This is a genomic window from Mesorhizobium sp. M1273 (assembly GCF_040318195.1).
In the GTDB taxonomy this organism is placed as follows: Bacteria; Pseudomonadota; Alphaproteobacteria; order Rhizobiales; family Rhizobiaceae; genus Mesorhizobium.
Map to the genome: position 1 here is coordinate 1 of NZ_JAMYLV010000062.1, position 14,765 is coordinate 14,765.

General features: G+C 59.5%; 10 protein-coding genes and 9 pseudogenes. 17 read left to right on the forward strand and 2 right to left on the reverse strand.

All coding sequences use genetic code 11. The features are described 5' to 3' along the window. Positions 1–1,371: 1,371 nt before the first annotated feature. From NKH30_RS32125 to tnpC, 6 genes and pseudogenes are all read left to right on the forward strand, one after another. Positions 1,372–1,608, forward strand: coding sequence for a GtrA family protein (locus NKH30_RS32125; RefSeq protein ID WP_352998032.1), 237 nt, complete (start codon positions 1,372–1,374; stop codon positions 1,606–1,608). Between the two features lie 156 nt (positions 1,609–1,764). Further along, positions 1,765–2,226, forward strand: coding sequence for a glycosyltransferase family 2 protein (locus tag NKH30_RS32130; protein ID WP_352998033.1), 462 nt, complete (start codon positions 1,765–1,767; stop codon positions 2,224–2,226). A gap of 466 nt (positions 2,227–2,692) precedes the next feature. Next, complete coding sequence (locus NKH30_RS32135) at positions 2,693–3,136, forward strand: autoinducer binding domain-containing protein (RefSeq protein ID WP_352998035.1); 444 nt, start codon at positions 2,693–2,695, stop codon at positions 3,134–3,136. A gap of 608 nt (positions 3,137–3,744) precedes the next feature. Then, positions 3,745–4,038 (forward strand): transposase, encoded by a 294-nt coding sequence (locus NKH30_RS32140; protein ID WP_352998037.1) that lies wholly within the window; start codon positions 3,745–3,747, stop codon positions 4,036–4,038. A 115-nt stretch (positions 4,039–4,153) separates the two neighbouring features. Next, positions 4,154–4,507 carry an IS66 family insertion sequence element accessory protein TnpB gene (gene tnpB, locus NKH30_RS32145; protein ID WP_352480788.1) on the forward strand — a complete coding sequence of 118 codons (354 nt, stop codon included), beginning with the start codon at positions 4,154–4,156 and terminating at the stop codon, positions 4,505–4,507. Positions 4,508–4,576: 69 nt separating this feature from the next. Continuing rightward, positions 4,577–6,137, forward strand: a pseudogene (gene tnpC, locus NKH30_RS32150) (IS66 family transposase). Between the two features lie 56 nt (positions 6,138–6,193). Here tnpC and NKH30_RS32155 read toward each other — a convergent pair. Further along, positions 6,194–6,570: pseudogene (locus tag NKH30_RS32155) on the reverse strand (Ros/MucR family transcriptional regulator); the annotation flags it as partial. Between the two features lie 102 nt (positions 6,571–6,672). Here NKH30_RS32155 and NKH30_RS32160 point away from each other — a divergent pair. From NKH30_RS32160 to NKH30_RS32190, 8 genes and pseudogenes are all read left to right on the forward strand, one after another. Beyond that, a pseudogene (locus tag NKH30_RS32160) lies at positions 6,673–7,085 on the forward strand (PIN domain-containing protein). Between the two features lie 30 nt (positions 7,086–7,115). Next, positions 7,116–7,361 (forward strand): hypothetical protein, encoded by a 246-nt coding sequence (locus NKH30_RS32165; protein WP_352998039.1) that lies wholly within the window; start codon positions 7,116–7,118, stop codon positions 7,359–7,361. A 331-nt stretch (positions 7,362–7,692) separates the two neighbouring features. Then, positions 7,693–8,979, forward strand: a pseudogene (locus tag NKH30_RS32170) (aminotransferase class I/II-fold pyridoxal phosphate-dependent enzyme). A gap of 67 nt (positions 8,980–9,046) precedes the next feature. Further along, positions 9,047–9,311, forward strand: a pseudogene (locus NKH30_RS33320) (hypothetical protein); the annotation flags it as partial. Positions 9,312–9,335: 24 nt separating this feature from the next. Further along, positions 9,336–9,557: pseudogene (locus NKH30_RS32175) on the forward strand (hypothetical protein); the annotation flags it as partial. 82 nt (positions 9,558–9,639) lie between these two features. Then, positions 9,640–9,969, forward strand: a complete 330-nt coding sequence (locus NKH30_RS32180; protein WP_352998040.1) for a CoA transferase — start codon at positions 9,640–9,642, stop codon at positions 9,967–9,969. 160 nt (positions 9,970–10,129) lie between these two features. Beyond that, a pseudogene (locus NKH30_RS32185) lies at positions 10,130–10,300 on the forward strand (hypothetical protein); the annotation flags it as partial. 88 nt (positions 10,301–10,388) lie between these two features. Further along, positions 10,389–10,586, forward strand: a complete 198-nt coding sequence (locus NKH30_RS32190) for a hypothetical protein (RefSeq protein WP_352998042.1) — start codon at positions 10,389–10,391, stop codon at positions 10,584–10,586. Between the two features lie 256 nt (positions 10,587–10,842). On the opposite strand, the pseudogene NKH30_RS32195 reads toward NKH30_RS32190, so the two are convergent. Then, positions 10,843–11,230, reverse strand: a pseudogene (locus NKH30_RS32195) (helix-turn-helix domain-containing protein); the annotation flags it as partial. 513 nt (positions 11,231–11,743) lie between these two features. Here NKH30_RS32195 and NKH30_RS32200 point away from each other — a divergent pair. The 3 genes and pseudogenes from NKH30_RS32200 to NKH30_RS32210 form a co-directional block, all read left to right on the forward strand. Next, positions 11,744–13,072: an aspartate aminotransferase family protein gene (locus NKH30_RS32200; RefSeq protein WP_352998044.1), complete on the forward strand. Its 1,329-nt coding sequence runs from the start codon at positions 11,744–11,746 to the stop codon at positions 13,070–13,072. Positions 13,073–13,086: 14 nt separating this feature from the next. Then, entirely contained in the window at positions 13,087–14,184 is a 1,098-nt protein-coding gene (locus tag NKH30_RS32205) for a phosphotransferase (protein ID WP_352998046.1), read from the forward strand. Between the two features lie 11 nt (positions 14,185–14,195). Continuing rightward, positions 14,196–14,469: pseudogene (locus NKH30_RS32210) on the forward strand (hypothetical protein); the annotation flags it as partial. Positions 14,470–14,765 lie beyond the last annotated feature (296 nt).

The window sequence follows — 14,765 nt, forward strand, 5'->3', positions numbered from 1 at the left end:
GTTCCGGCCTATTGCAGAAGGCCGGAACGACGCTCAGCACCAACGAAACCGCAAAACAATGAGGGGGTCAAATCTTCAGTTCGCCCTTGGGGTCAAATCCTCACTTCGCTTGACATCCCGCTCCCACGCTGGCCTGGGTAGCCGCCGTTTCCAGTTTGATGACGGGTTGGCGCCGACATCGACATCGTGCCCAATCAAAGCAAGTCCGCCGGACAGCTTTCATTATTGGCTCCATTTCTGGCTGTTCGGCCGTTGTCGCCCGGCTTCCCGGCAGGATTGCTCCGCCGGTTCGGCGGAGCGATAGCAGCCGAGCGAAAAGGAATGCTGTGATTACGGCGGACAGAGCCAACAAAATCCGCTCTAGCAAGACCGACACGTCATTCCCTTGGCAAAGTCGTTCTCTCTTGGCATAGGCCGTTCCTGCCAGCCTCCTAGATGAGGCCCATTCAAATGGTATCAGCGTCAAGGAATTTCTAACCGACCTGTGCCCCGCAATTGCCTACAAGAATTGGTAGGGTTGCTCACCTCGTCGTCCGATCCCCAACGTCTGGACCGCTCGTGGACGAAGGCCTCAAATTCTCCGGTGCCCAACAGGGGCTTATTTCGAAGTAAGGCCATGACGGAGTCGGTTGCGGACATCTGCTGGAAGAGCCGGGACCAGTCGGGCGACCTATGTTGCTGCCGACGGAGATGCGGCGGTTGAAGCAGTTCGAGGAGGAGGGACGAAAACGGTAAGCTGAAGACCTGGTGAGTGACCTATCGCTCGACAGACGCGTTGCCAATCTCTCATAAAAAGACTGACGAGGCGGAACCAAACCAGGGGCTGATCCTTGTCCGGCTTCTGACAACGGTACAAAGGCTGTCCGGTTTCAAACACGGGCCGCTGTCTGCGGCGGACAAACTTTGCGAAACGAATCAGAAGCTTAACGCGCGCGAACGGCCCTGGCACGACCGTTGCTATTGAGATGCAGCAACACCGAGTGAGGGCTGAGTGCACGTGCAAAACGAGTGATGCTCTCCTTTCCCTTGAAAACGGTGCGCCCCCGTTTCTGAGAGAGGAGGGAGCTCGCGCACGAGGTCGTTCAGCGTTTGGTGATAGCTTTGGAGAGCAACATGGCGCTGCGTGTACAAATACGAAAACGGCGTCATGTATCTCCGGGAAGTCATGGACAGGTGAATTCGAGCCGAGACCATAGTGGTGCGAGACCCAAGCCCTTTGAGCTCATCGTGCCATGGGCCAGGCTTGGCCCGCCTCTTCGCTATGGTCTCGTTGGCTGTGTAAACACGTTGTCTGCCTGTCGGTGATTTTTTTCTGCATAGGCTGGGTCGCAATGCCATCCATTGCAGCGAATGCTTGTGGATATGCAGTAGGTGAGCTTTCTGCTGAACCGACGCTTCACCTTCCGGAGCAAGATTCCGATCGCATTAGGAGTTGGACGATTTTTAATAATAATGCTGCCCGCGTATTGCGTAAATGTTTCTGTGCTATTTGTGGCCGCTGCCTGGCTCGGATTCGGTGATTATCTTAGCCAGACGTTAGCAGTGACAAGCTATCTCATCGCGGGTTTCTCGGGGAATAGTCTCTTCGTCTTCAGCGAAGGCGAGTAGGAAGCGAAATAGTCGTGGATTGACGCTGATGAGTTCGCACAAAATATCTCAGCTGATTTCATTGGTAGTTCCGGTGCTGAACGAGCAGGAAGCGATCGCACCGTTCCTCCGGCGCGTCGTCCCCTGCCTTGAAGAGGCTGCCCAGCGGACAGGCGAGTGGGGGGGTATGAGATCGTCTTCGTCGACGATGGCAGCACGGACGGCACGCTTGCTGCGCTTTCCGCCGAACGGCGAAAGAACTCCGCCGTGAAGGTTGTCGTGCTTTCCCGCAATTTCGGCAAGGACGCGGCTTTGGCGGCGGGGATGAATTATGCCCTGGGCGACGCCGTCATTCCGATCGACGTGGACCTTCAGGACCCGCCGGAGGTAATCCCGCTGCTGGTTGACAACTGGCTGGAAGGCGCGAAGATCGTGAACGCGCTCCGCGCCGACCGGAGGGCGGATACGGCATTGAAGCGGCTTACCGCCGGGGCCTTCTATTCCGCCTACAACCGGATGGCGGAACGACCAATACCCGCCTATGATCCTCGAAGTCAACTGAGGGAATATCGTAGACATTACGCATTTGCTACAATGTTAAATTTTCAGACAATCTTCGCGCTACCTACACTAAGTTAAAATAACGATATGCATTGCGGTCATGTGATAGAGCTTTAATGAGGCCGGCCTGTCGACGACGCCGCAAAGCCGCAGGCTTACAGCCGGCAGCTCTGTGCACCTGTGCATCAGCGACAACATCCAGCGCAAATGGCAGCGGAGAAAAGACCATGGAGCGCCCGCGGACTGCGATCCCTCGAATTCGAGGGCTGGCACCGAGCGTGTCCGACCAATTTTCTTTGATCTCGTCGGTCCATTTCCTCAAGGCAGCCGAGGAGGCGTTTGCGGTCGAGCTCGGCCGATTTCTCGCCCTTGCTGATGGTGTTGCGCAAACCGAGCAGTTGTTCGACCTGTTAGCTACTTTCGCCGTGAATTTTAGTTGCCCTATCGCTCTCTTACACCCGACCAAAGATTGTTAAAGTCGGTCTGACGCGATCCGCCAGTTTTGCTGAACTCTCCTGATGAATGGCAGAAGCGCTGTTTCAAAATGGGCTACGAGAGGATAGACCCCATCCTCAAGACGAGTCGAAAGCGGGCGAACGCCTTTCGATCGAGTGACGTATACAAGGACGCAAGCACGACTGAAGACGAACGGCGCGTTTTCGATGAGGCTGCGACGTTCGGGTTAAGAACAGGCATTAGCGTTCCGTTGCACGGCCCCGATGGCAGCTTTGCGACTATGAGCTTTGCTCAATCCTGGGACCGCGAACTTCAAAATAGAACCGTCATCTACTTGCAGCTTGCGGCGGTTTATCTTCACCTAAAGGTGCGAAGATTGGAGAATTCGAGCGGCGTCTGGGAGGTGCCTAGACTTTCGCTAAGGGAGATAGTGTATTCATGGGCTAACGTTATGCATGAATCACGATCTGCCTTTCTTGACGGGCAGCAAGCGCGCATTTTCTGGGGTCGATTGACCGCAGCGGTAAGATGATGGTCGGCTGCAAGTGTGCTTGGCGTCGAGGCAGCAGCAGCGGGACGATAGTTTCGGGCACGTCCTCGACCAACTTGTTGTACGGCGGTAGACGACATAGGCCACAGTGCCGATGACGAGCAGACAGAACATGGTTGCTAACGCGCACCTTTCGCCGATATTCCGGCGATGCATTCTTCGAGACATTCGAGTCACTTCGCAATGCGAAGTACCTGTCCGGCTTCGAAGCGTCGATGGCATCCTTGAGGTGTCGCCATGAGGTCGCGCTCCAGTTGCGCAACGTGCGCACGCACCTGCTGAGCGTCGTCCTAACGCAAACGCCTTGGTCCACCCACGCCCGCCCTTCGATCTTCCTGCCAGCACCCGAAACGCCATGCGGGTTTATCCACCGAGACCCTAAATTCCGGCAAGCTGGAACGCTCGAAATTTACCTTCGGCTATTTTAGCGAAGACGAAGACAAAGAGCCTCGCGGGGAAAAGAGCAGCGCTTGGGAGCACGACTGGAGGTAAGCGCCACGCCGCTCCCCTCGTGCGGGGCATGAGGTGAATGTGCGAAGAATCCCCCCGATCGCGAGAGACGGAGGGCCTACGTGGGAGCAGACGGCAAAATGGACGTCGATTTGGACGTCCCAACAGCTGGCTACGCAGGCCGGCTCGAGGTTCTGGAAGGTCCAACGGGACGGCGGGTTCGCTCGGAGGCTGAGAGAGCCCGGATTGCGGCCGAGAGCCTGATGCCGGGGGTGCAGGTGGCGGCGGTCGCACGCAAGCATGGCGCGACCCGCTGGCAGGTCTACGATTGGCGGCGTCGCCTTCGTCAGGGACAACTGGCACTGCCGGAAAGCATGGCGCCGATGTTCGCGCAGTTGATGGTGACGAAACATCGGTGCCTCAGCGGAGGATGAGGCCATCGAAATCGACGCCGGCGAAGGTGGAGATCGTGATCGACGACATGGTGATCCGAACGGCGGTTGACCTCGAGCAGCAGTCGCAGGTGATCCGAGCGGTTCGGGCCTCGCGATGATTGCACCGGGCAACGATCTGAAGATCTACGTGGCGACCCGGCCGGTTGACTTCCGGCGCGGCATGGACGGATTGGCATTGGCTGTGCAGGAGATGCTAGGCCTCGACCCGTTCTGTGGGGCAGCCTTCGTGTTCCGGGCCAAAAGGGCTGACAGGATCAAGATTTTGGTGTGGGATCGCACCGGCCTTGTGCTGGTGCACAAGCGGCTCGAGGGCTCGAAGTTCGTCTGGCCGCAGGTTCGCGACGGCGTGATGCGCATGTCGCCGGCGATGTTCGCGGCGTTGTTCGAAGGGCTGGATTGGAGACTGGTTCGCCCCGAGCGGGCACGGCGTCCGCAGCTGGCCGGATGAGTGTGGCACAGTGACTCAGGTGCCTTGTCTCCAATGGCGTTATCGGAGATCATGTGGTTGATTTAGTGCATGAATCTGACGGTTCTCCAGGAAGAGAACGAGCGTTTGAAGGCGCTCCTCGCCGAGGCGCAGGCAGCTTTGGCAGAGTCCGAGGAGGCGCGCCGCCGCCTGGAGAGCGTCGTCAGCCAGCTCAACCACGAGAAGTTCGGCGCCAAGTCCGAGAAGCTGCATCCCGATCAATACCACCTGCCGCTCGAAGACGTGGAGATCGCGCAGGGCGTGCTCGATGCCGCGCAGGAAAAGGCGCAGCGGGTCATCCGGGGGGCGTTCGGACGGCGCGTCCGGTTTGCGCCAGCGCAATCGTGGCCGCTTGCCTGCCCATCTGCCGCGGGTGGAGCGGATCATCGAGCCCAAGAGCACGCTGTGTCCGTGCGGCTGCGGCGAGATGGCCAGGATCGGCGAGGATGTCAGCGAGCGGCTCGACGCAATCCCGGCACAACTGCGCGTGCTGGTCACGCGCCGCCCGAAATACGCTTGCCGGCGCTGCTCGGGCGCCGTCGTGCAGGCGCATGCGCCCGAGCATATCGTGCCTGGTGGCCTGCCGACCGAGGCGCTGATCGCCCAGGTCATCGTCGCCAAGTTCGGTGATCATTTGCCGTTCTACCGGCAGGCCGAGATCTACGCCCGCCAGGGCATCCAGCTGGATCGGGCGACACTGGGCAACTGGGCAGGCCGGGCCTGCTTCCATCTCAAGCCCATAGCCGACCACATGCGCGGGCATCTGGCTGCGGCCGAGCGCCTGTTCATGGACGAGACCACCGCGCCGGTACTCGATCCCGGACGCGGCAAGGTCAAGAAGGGCTTCTTCTGGGCAATCGCTTGCGATGACCGCGGCCATGGTGGCCAAGGCCCGCCCATCGTGCTGTTCCACTATGCGCCGGGACGCGGCAGCGAGCATGCCGAACGCTTCCTTCAAGGCTTCGGCGGACAATTCCTGCAGGTTGACGCCTATGAGGGCTATGACCGGCTGACACGCCTGGAGCGGCCACAAGGACCGTGGCTGCTCGTCCATTGCTGGAGCCACCTGCGCCGACGTTTTGTGAAGCTGGCGCGCAACACCAAGTCCCCGATCGCCGAAGCCGCCGTGCGCCAGATCGCTACGCTCTACGCCGTCGAGGCGACGGTGCGCGGCATGACGCCACAAGCTCGGCTCGCCGCCCGACAGCAGTACTCCACCCCGATCATCGCCGCCTTGAAGCCGTGGTTTGAAAAGCAATTGTCGATGATCTCCTCAGGCTCAAAGCTGGCCGAAGACATCCGCTATGGTCTTGCCCATTGGGAAGGGCTCACCCGCTTCCTCGGCGACGGCCGGCTCGACACCAACCCGGTCGAAAACGCCATCCGGCCCGTATGCTTGACCAGAAAAAATGCTCTCTTTGCTGGCCATGAGATCGGGGCCGAAAACTGGGCGCTGCTCTCATCCGTCGTGGCCACCTGCAGGCTCAACGACGTCAATCCCGTTGCCTACCTCGCCGAAACCCTCGAGGCCATCATCAACGGCCATCCACAGAGCCAGATCGAGGAACTCATGCCCTGGCGATTCCGGAAAACATCAAGCCCAAACCCATAGGTGATCGGCGAGGCGCTTACGACTGGAGCGATCTTAGAAGGTCGTCCGTCCGATCGTCAGGCTGCGGCCTTCTTGCGAGTCTTGGCAGCGGCCGGCGTTTCCGGCTCCTTCGGTTTGCGGCCGAGCCCCATCGTCTTGGCCGGCCGAGCGGGCCGCGGCGTAATTCGGCGCGCCCGTTGGATGATCCGCCGGCAGATCCCATTTGGCGCGATATTCGTCTGGCGCCAGCCCATAGTGGGTCGACAAATGGCGCTTTGGCGATTTGAATTTCTTCCCATCATCCAGGCAGATGATGTAGTCCGGGGTCACCGACTTCCTGATCGGCACAGCAGGCCTGAGAGCCTCCGGCTCTGCTGCGGAAACGCTTCCGGCCGTGCCTTTCAAAGCTGCGTGCCTGGCCAATCAGGGCAGGGAGATCACCCACCGGGACCGGGAGGGCGCACTTGGCCATCACACTCGGTGCCATGCGGTTGGCAGTAGTCTTTTCCCTTGCTGGTCCGCCCGGAGCCGATGACGTCACCTCCTTGATACCAATATCACCAGCAACGTCATAAAGCCGGAGCCGTCGGGCTCGCTGCTGGATGGGCGCGCAGAAGGACAAGGACCTCTTCATTGCTTCGCTTACTGTCGCCGAAATTCGCCGAGGCATCTTAAACCGAAGGGCAGGAAGCGCAGCAGCCTTGAAACTTGGTTCGCGGGCCCGAAGGCCCACAAGCGCTGTTCGCTGGCCGCGTCGTATCGCTCGACGAGAAAGCTGGCCTCTGTGGGCGCGGCTGATGGCCAACGGCAAAGCCAAAGGCCGGGCGCGAAGCGCGCTAAACACAATCATTGCCGCTGTAGCCGACCTAACGAGTGTGTCGTCGTGACCGGATAATGAAAAGGACTTTGAGGACATTCAGATTAATCAACCCGCTCCGTAGCTCTGGAAACCACGAGGTTGGCAGGTGACGATAGCTCGAACGGTCCGGCCGATTCACTTTGAGGATTTCAGCGGCACTGAGTTCCAACCTCGTGTTCGCCTGCGACCTTTGCGATGGCTGGATTGACCTTGCTTGGTTCGGCCAGACGGGAAGCGACCAAGGGCGCGACATCATCGGCACACGTCCGTTCGACGACCAACCAGACGAGCGCACTGTCATTCAATGCGTCAGTCGCGGCAGCCTGACTCAAGCGAAGGCTGAGAAGGACATGACGGCAGCGGTCAATGCAGTCACGGTAACCTGACGTTCGCGGGGCGATAGCCTTGAGAATAGCAGCGAGTTGGGCGCCGCGTCGCTACAGCCACAAAACACTGCCGGTCACCGCGAATGCGGGCCTGCGACAGGTCGCTGCCGACGGCGCAGCAATCACAGACATGCCTTAGGCGCTCGGTCCCTATCTGGGTTGGTAGGTGTCCAAGCGACGTGGACAGTGGTTTAGTTGGCTTGAACCTGGGTGCCGATCGAGCTGTGGCAAGGTCCGTGCGGCACTTTCGGTTCGGACCGATGTCGCCAAGCCGCGCTCCTCATCTCAGCGGTCGCGAGCGTATTTTGGGCAGATCAGAATGGAGAATGAGATGCAGCAGCCGATCGCTCTCTCGCATGGTGTTCGCCCGGCCGGACTCTTTCGGAACACCGGCTACGTGGTCAACAAGAGTATGACTTATTTCGACGCGGCCCACGCAGCTGGTCTCATGGCCGTCTCTGGGCGTTCCACGACCGGACGCGCCTTTGCTTTGGGCACCGGTCCGCTTAACAATTGACCGCAGGCAATTGATTTCGTGCGATGCTCCTATCTGGGTCTCGACAATCATCCGGTGATCATCGCTGGCGCGATCGAGGCGATTGAGGCGCATCGGTCATTGCATTGGTCCTGCGCACGAACACGACTCAATTTCGATCTTCTCGCAGAACTTGAAGCAACCCTGTCCGAGATGTTCTCCGCGCGTGTGCTCACCTTTTCCAGTGTCATGCTCGCCAATCTGGGCGCGGTGCCACTCCTTGCTTCGGGCCAATTGACGGGGCGGAAGGAAGCCGGTCGTCGTGTTTGATCACGTTGCGCACATCTCGCTCGCCCATCACAAGCCGGTGGTGGCTGATGAAACGCGGGTGGAAACGATTGCGCACAACGACATCGACGCTCTCGAACGCTTGTGCCGCCAGGAGCCAGTGGTCGCCTACATATGCGATCGCGTTTACTCCATAGGTGGCCATTCGCCGCTCAAGGAACTGCGCCAACTCCAGGAACGCTACGGGCTCTTTCTCTATGTCGACGATGCTCATGGCATATCGCTGTTCGGACGCCAAGGCCAAGGATTTGCGCGCTCTCAGTTTCCGCAAGAGCTTGGTGACCGCACGATCATAGCAGCCTCGCTGGGCAAGGGATTCGGCGCATCGGGCGGCATGTTGATGCTCGGAACGGCTGACCAGGAGATTCTGTTTCGACGTTACTCCGTCCCCCTGCGTTCTCGGCGGCCGCCAATCTGGCGGCAGTTGGCGCGGCGCTTGGCTCGTGCAAGATTCACCGCTCGGCAGAACTTGGCCAGCGGCAAAGGCAGTTGGCGCAACGCATTGACCTCTTCGACCGTCATGTCGCAACCGCCCAGCAAGGCAGTTCGCTTCCGATCAGAATGATCGCCATCGGATCGGAGGCCAAGGCGATCGCAATCGCAAGAGAGCTTCTCGATGCCGGCTTCTATACCTCGGTGACGTTTTTCCCGACAGTTCCGCAAGGAAAGGCGGGGATCCGGGTGTGCATTACAGCCGACCATGAGGTCCGAGACATAGAGCGGTTGTGCGACCCCATTTTGGAAAAAGTAGCCGACACAACCGCCGAGCCCCATACGCGACCGAGCCTCCCCTGAGGTGACGATGACGATTCAGCGGAGGAGTTTCATGGGACTGCCAGATGCCAGGACGGCCTCGTTGCGAGGCGTTGCGATCGTTAACGCAACTCATTTCAACCCGAAAGCTGCCCTCCGCAAGTGGTGGTTTACGACCACGCCGTCCGCGTCAGCACCCAAGTGCACATGAATCCGAAGAAAAGGGATCGCATGCTGGCACCGGCCAAGCAGTCGCGAATGCCGCTCATGTTGTATGCGGAAGGCGGCGGAGGTCGGCCGGCCGACACCGATCGGCTTGGCATGACCTTCTCGAGCCGTCTTGCGTGCAACTCGCGAGGCTTTCCGGCCTGGTGACCGACCGCCGAACTTTGCTTCCGCAGGAGATGGAGGCGATCGCAGACTCCGAGCGCGAAGACTGTCGCCGTGAGAAAGTCGCGGAATTGTGTGCCAATGGGATGGTCGTATCAATTGCCTGGGTATCCGAGATCGACAACGCAATCGATCCCGCAGAGACGCGACGACGGATCAAAGCGGGTCTGCGTTTGGTCCCAGTGCCGCCACGTACCAGTCGCAAATGGCGGTGTATCGATGTCTGGTGAGCAGCGCCACGCTCGTGGTCGCACAGATTCGCATCGCGTTGCAGGTGATTCCGGAGCATGGCCGGGAAAGGAGCCCTCGGGAGTGTTGTCGCATCTGCGGGTCGTCGAAATCGGCAGCTCGGCCGCAACCAGTTATTGCGCGCGGCTGTTTGCGGATTTTGGCGCTGATGTTCAGAAGGTCGAGCCGCCACCGGGCGACCCACTTCGCCACAGCGCTCCGCTCACGCCCAGCGGCCACAGCGCGTGGTTCGCATTCCTGAACTTCAACAAGTCGAGCCTCATCATCGATGCCACCGCCCCCAACGCGATCACACGGCTGACGGCACTGATCGAGGACTGCGACATTCTGGTCGATGGCCGCGATGTCGATTCCGCAGATTGCCCATCCATTGATATTGCCGTGATCCGGTAGCGGCGCCCCGGGCTAATCTACCTTGAAGCGAGCTGGTTCGGCCGCGGGGCTATGCAGGATTCGCCGCAACTGATTCGACGGTCCGCGCGCTCGCCGGCCTCGTCAAGCTGGTTGGACCGGTGGAAGGCCCGCCCTTGCACGCACCGGATTTCCAGACGGTATCCTTGCCGGCCTGTGGGGCTTCATCGCCGTGGCTTCTTCGGCGATAGCGCGAATGCAGGGTGAGGCAGGGCGGTCCTGGTCACTCAGTATTTTCGAATCGAGCCTCGCTATCAGCGAGTATCTTATGTTCGAGGCGTTTGCGCGCGGCGACGTGATGCACCGGATTGGGATTAACCGCTTCTGGCCGGGCTTTCCGGTCGGCATTTACGAAACCAAGAGGGGTTGGCTTGGCCGTGCCGCACCACACGGGCGCGGCCATGGCGTATCGCTCCTTCGGGAGGTTCTGGCGGCTTTGTCACCCGCCTCGATACGTCGCCCTGCTCAAACCGTCATCGCCCAGCTTGCGCCATACCTCGATCGATCCCGATGCCCGGTCGATGGCGACCAGCGGCAAGGGCACGGCGATCGTCGCGCACGAGGTCAGTGACCGGGCGCAACTGACCTCGATGAGATAAGGCGCGGGGATGCTACCGGGTCCAGAGAGACCACGGTGCTGGCACGACCGCAGCTACTATCGGCGATGAGGTACTGGCCTGCGAAGGCGGTGGAGTTTTGTCCTGCATTCCCAAGATACCGACATCCGGCAACGCCAGGTACGGCCTCTTCATCGTGGCCGACTTCATCAACGACCCACGACACTAGGAAGGACCGCTACACATGCCCGTCGGGCAAGCACCAAGGGAAAGGTGCGCTCCGAACGGACAATATCGAGGTGAGCACGATACCGTGCTGGGCGACCTTCGCCTCCAGCGCCTTCAGTCGCTTCTTCATCGTCTCCAGATGCTGGCGCTGCCACACCCCGCGAAGGCCCGACGGCGAGACCGAGTGGCCGAGCTTGCGCATTTCATTGGCGATGCGGGTTTGTCCATAGGCGGGATATTCCAGCGTCAGCGCGAGGATGATCGTCGATCTGCGGTGGCGTGCGGTTGGCCAACAGCGGCTTCCTGCGCGTCAGTTCCTGCAGCGCCAGTTCGCCGCCGGTCTCATAAAGCTCCTTGAAGCGGTAGAACCTGTCGCGCGAATAGCCCATCATCTTGCAGGCCTGGCTGACATTGCCGAGCTGTTTGGCCAGCTCCAGCAGCCTCACCTCGGCTCGGATGAGTTTGGTCCTTGGTCATGTCATTGTCCTTTCTAACGCCGAGGCCGGGCGCTGCGAACCCTGACCACTCCGCGCCCAGCCTCGGCTCAAGCTTCAGCCTAAGACACGTCTGTCAGATAAAGTTTAAACTTTTACATAGAATGCGCAGCGCGCTGGCGGATGGCGCCGGCGCATTGCGGCTTATCCGCGCCGTGCTTGAAGCCAGCTCGCGGCTCCAGTCACCGCCTCGCATGCCGTCATCTCGTCGCCAGAAGACACCAATCTGCAAACTGAATTGGACGCCTGCGGCCGCCTGCTATCTACTGACGATCAGAAATATGGCGCTGATGGTAACCGCTAGGATACTCCAAATGAACGCATGCTTTTTCGCAGCAGGCGATGCAACGATTGAAACACCTCGCGTCGAGGCTGAGCCTGCCAATCTTATGCGAAGCGTTGCAATGATTCACCAGATGGCTGCGGACTCGACGAAAACTTCGGCGGTTTTCTCCGATCGTCTACGCTCACCCTGAGATGAGTTCGCGCAACCCCAAGCGGATCGACCCTATTGCTGTCGGCGATCTGCCAAAACGACTTCAGGACATCATCCGACGCCGTGACACGGTGCTCGGTCCTGGCTACCAGTTTTCCGAGACGATTCCGGTGGAGTTTGTCTCGAGTTTTGGCGCCCACCTAATAGACAACGACGGCAACGACTATTTGGACGCATATAACAACGTCCCGGGCGTTGGCCACGCGCATAGGCATGTGGTGGACGCCGTTTACCGCCAGATGGCTGCAGTCAACACTGATACCCGCTACCCCCAGGAGCGACTGGTCGCCTATGCTGAGCGGCTACTTGCGACATTCCCAGCTGAGCTGTCGAAGTTAAGCTTGCCCTGCACTGGATCCGAAGCAAATGATCTTGCAATTCGCGTCGCGAGGTTCCACACGGGCGGAGAGGGTATCATAGCTACTCGTTGGGCGTTTCACGGTCGCACTCGTGAGGTCGCGAGCTTTTCCCCAATGCTGGGCGCAGGATCCCCGCTCGGACCTAACGTCCGACTCATTGCCGCTCCTGACCCCAGGCTCTGCGGAGCAGAACGACCGCTCGCGGAGTATATGCGGGATCAAGTGGGTTCCGCAATTATTGATCTCGAGCGGCATGGATACAGGCTAGCAGCGTTGATCGCCGATTCCGCGTTCACCTCCGACGGCATTTTTACTCACCCAGTGGGCTTCATGCAGGCAATGGTCGACGAAGTTCACGCCGCTGGTGGCCTCTACATTGCTGACGAGGTTCAATCGGGGTTCGCTCAGTTCGGGGATTCGATGTGGGGGTTCAGTCGGCACTCGGTGATTCCCGATATCGTCACGATGGGCAAGGCGATGGGGAACGGTTTCCCCATCTCTGGCGTCGTCTTCCGCCCGGAGGTATCTGACGGATTCGGACAGAAGGTCAGCTACTTCAACACACTGGGTGGCCGATCGATTTCTGTAGCTGCCGCTTCCGCCGTGCTCGATGTGTTCCAGCAGGAGAATGTGCGTGAACGCGTAGTCGTCAACGGCGCGACCCTGCTGGCAGGGCTTGAAACGCTAACACGGGATTCTCCCTATGTCGCGGAAATCAGAGGCAGCGGCCTGTACCTTGGCGTCGAGATCGTCAAGGACAGAGGGACGCTCGAGCCCGATCCTATTCGTTGTGAAAGCATCATCAAGGACCTCCGCGATCGTCGAGTTCTGATCAGCAGGACCGGCCGAGCGGGTAACGTGTTGAAAGTGCGCCCTCCAGTCGCTTTTACCGCAGCCGATGTGAGCCGCCTCCTTGAGACTTTTGCCATCGTAGCGAAACAGCGGCTCTAGAGGAATCTAACAACATGAATAAATCACCCGGCGCGGTGTTACAACGGCTCCTGGAGGAGAGCAGCCTTCTTGCTTCAAGCCAGCCTATCGACCCTTTGCTGTTGAAACACATGCTTGAGAGGCATTATGCGCTTAGTGGAAACGTTGTACGATTGGGCAGCGAAAAGGGCCATACGTTCAGGCTTAAAGCCAAAGCGAATGAATACCTCGTAAAGGTGTCACCGTCCGACGAGCCTGAACCAGTTACGGCGTTGCAGATTGCCGCGATGCGTTATCTTGATGATGCCGCTCACGCCTTGCCGATCCAGCGGATCAAGCCCACCCTTGACCGAAGGGATAGCGTTCCTATCGACTTGGGGGATGAAGCTTATCGAACACTCAGTGTCTTCTGCTTTGTCGAAGGGCTGCTGTGGGAGCAAATGGATGCCAACCTTGAGCAGTTAACCAAGGCGGGAGACATGCTCGGGCAAGCAAACATTGCGCTGCGATCGTTTGGGCATCCAGCTGCTGCGCGCAGCTTAGTTTACGACATTAGGCACTTTCTCGATTGGGCGGAACTTGTTCAGTACGCGCCAGACCCTAAGCACCGACTGTTGGCTCAACGGGTCTTCAGGCTCTTCGAAGAAGTCGTGCTGCCGAGACTGTCTAGTCTTGAAATGCAACTGATCCACGGTGACTACGCTCCAAACAACGTTGTGGTGGACCCGCACAGCGAGGTCTTCGTGAAGGCAATCCTTGACTTTGGTGACGCTGTTCATAGCGCGGTGATCTTTGACCCCGCCAATACGGTGGCGCACCTGATCGGCCGCTCTCAGGATCACCCTTGGCAGGATGCCTTTGCCTTTGTGGCCGGCTACGAGCAGAGTCGGCCGATAAACGAGTCAGAACTTCCACTTTTGCCAGTTGCGGCTCTTTCGCGGCTCACCATGCTTGCATTGATCAGGTACTGGAAGGCAGAGCGCACACCTGACCAGAGAGAGGAGCTACTCGCTAGTGCCGAGTATTACTGGGCGAACCTAGAGCAGGCCTTGGGCGTACCACTGGATGATGTGATCGCGCGATTCCGCTACCGCGCCGGTGGTCATGGTTCGCGGAGGACGAATAGGCCTTGAGATTGCGATAGAGCCAATCGGCGGAGCTGGAAAAGGCCAAGCTGGACAACGAGGCGCATGGTGAGTTCGAGAGTGAATGCCCGGGCTATTGCGGCGGCCAGGACACCTTCTACTCGGCAACATGAAGGGGGTGGGACGCTAAGCCGGGCGCCGACCGACAGCGGCACCGCTCACGAATACGAGCTCTATCTGGCGCTCGAGGATGTGGATCATCCCCCCACCAAGACCAAGAACCCGCAGACCACTGATGTGATCGACAAGAGCCTTTTTGATAAATCTGCGCTATTCTCCTGTCGCGCACGGACGACCGCGTGGCGAAGAGCAGGGTCCGAGGTGAGAGCCCTGCCGCGCAGCTTCTATCGTCGCACCTCGTTTGCGGCATCCGTGCGCGCCTTTCTCGGGCCTCGCGGGTTCCAACCGGCGACGAAGCGTGCATAGGCGCTCTCGGCCTGCTCCACCCACCGGCGCTCTTCTTCCCGGTGGCTCTTGATGTTGTAGGCGTGGGGGGGCCCCCTTTTTACGCGCCCCCGCATGGGCACCGCGGGGTGGTAGACAAAGCGCCGGGAGTTGGGGAGGAGGGG

Excerpts from the sequence above, each read along its gene's own strand:
- tnpB (WP_352480788.1), top strand. The coding sequence starts at position 4,154 with ATGATTGCACCGGGCAACGATCTGAAGATCTACGTGGCGACCCGGCCG.
- NKH30_RS32135 (WP_352998035.1), top strand. The coding sequence starts at position 2,693 with ATGGGCTACGAGAGGATAGACCCCATCCTCAAGACGAGTCGAAAGCGG.
- NKH30_RS32140 (WP_352998037.1), top strand. The coding sequence starts at position 3,745 with ATGGACGTCGATTTGGACGTCCCAACAGCTGGCTACGCAGGCCGGCTC.
- NKH30_RS32205 (WP_352998046.1), top strand. The coding sequence starts at position 13,087 with ATGAATAAATCACCCGGCGCGGTGTTACAACGGCTCCTGGAGGAGAGC.
- NKH30_RS32190 (WP_352998042.1), top strand. The coding sequence starts at position 10,389 with ATGGCGTATCGCTCCTTCGGGAGGTTCTGGCGGCTTTGTCACCCGCCT.
- NKH30_RS32200 (WP_352998044.1), top strand. The coding sequence starts at position 11,744 with ATGAGTTCGCGCAACCCCAAGCGGATCGACCCTATTGCTGTCGGCGAT.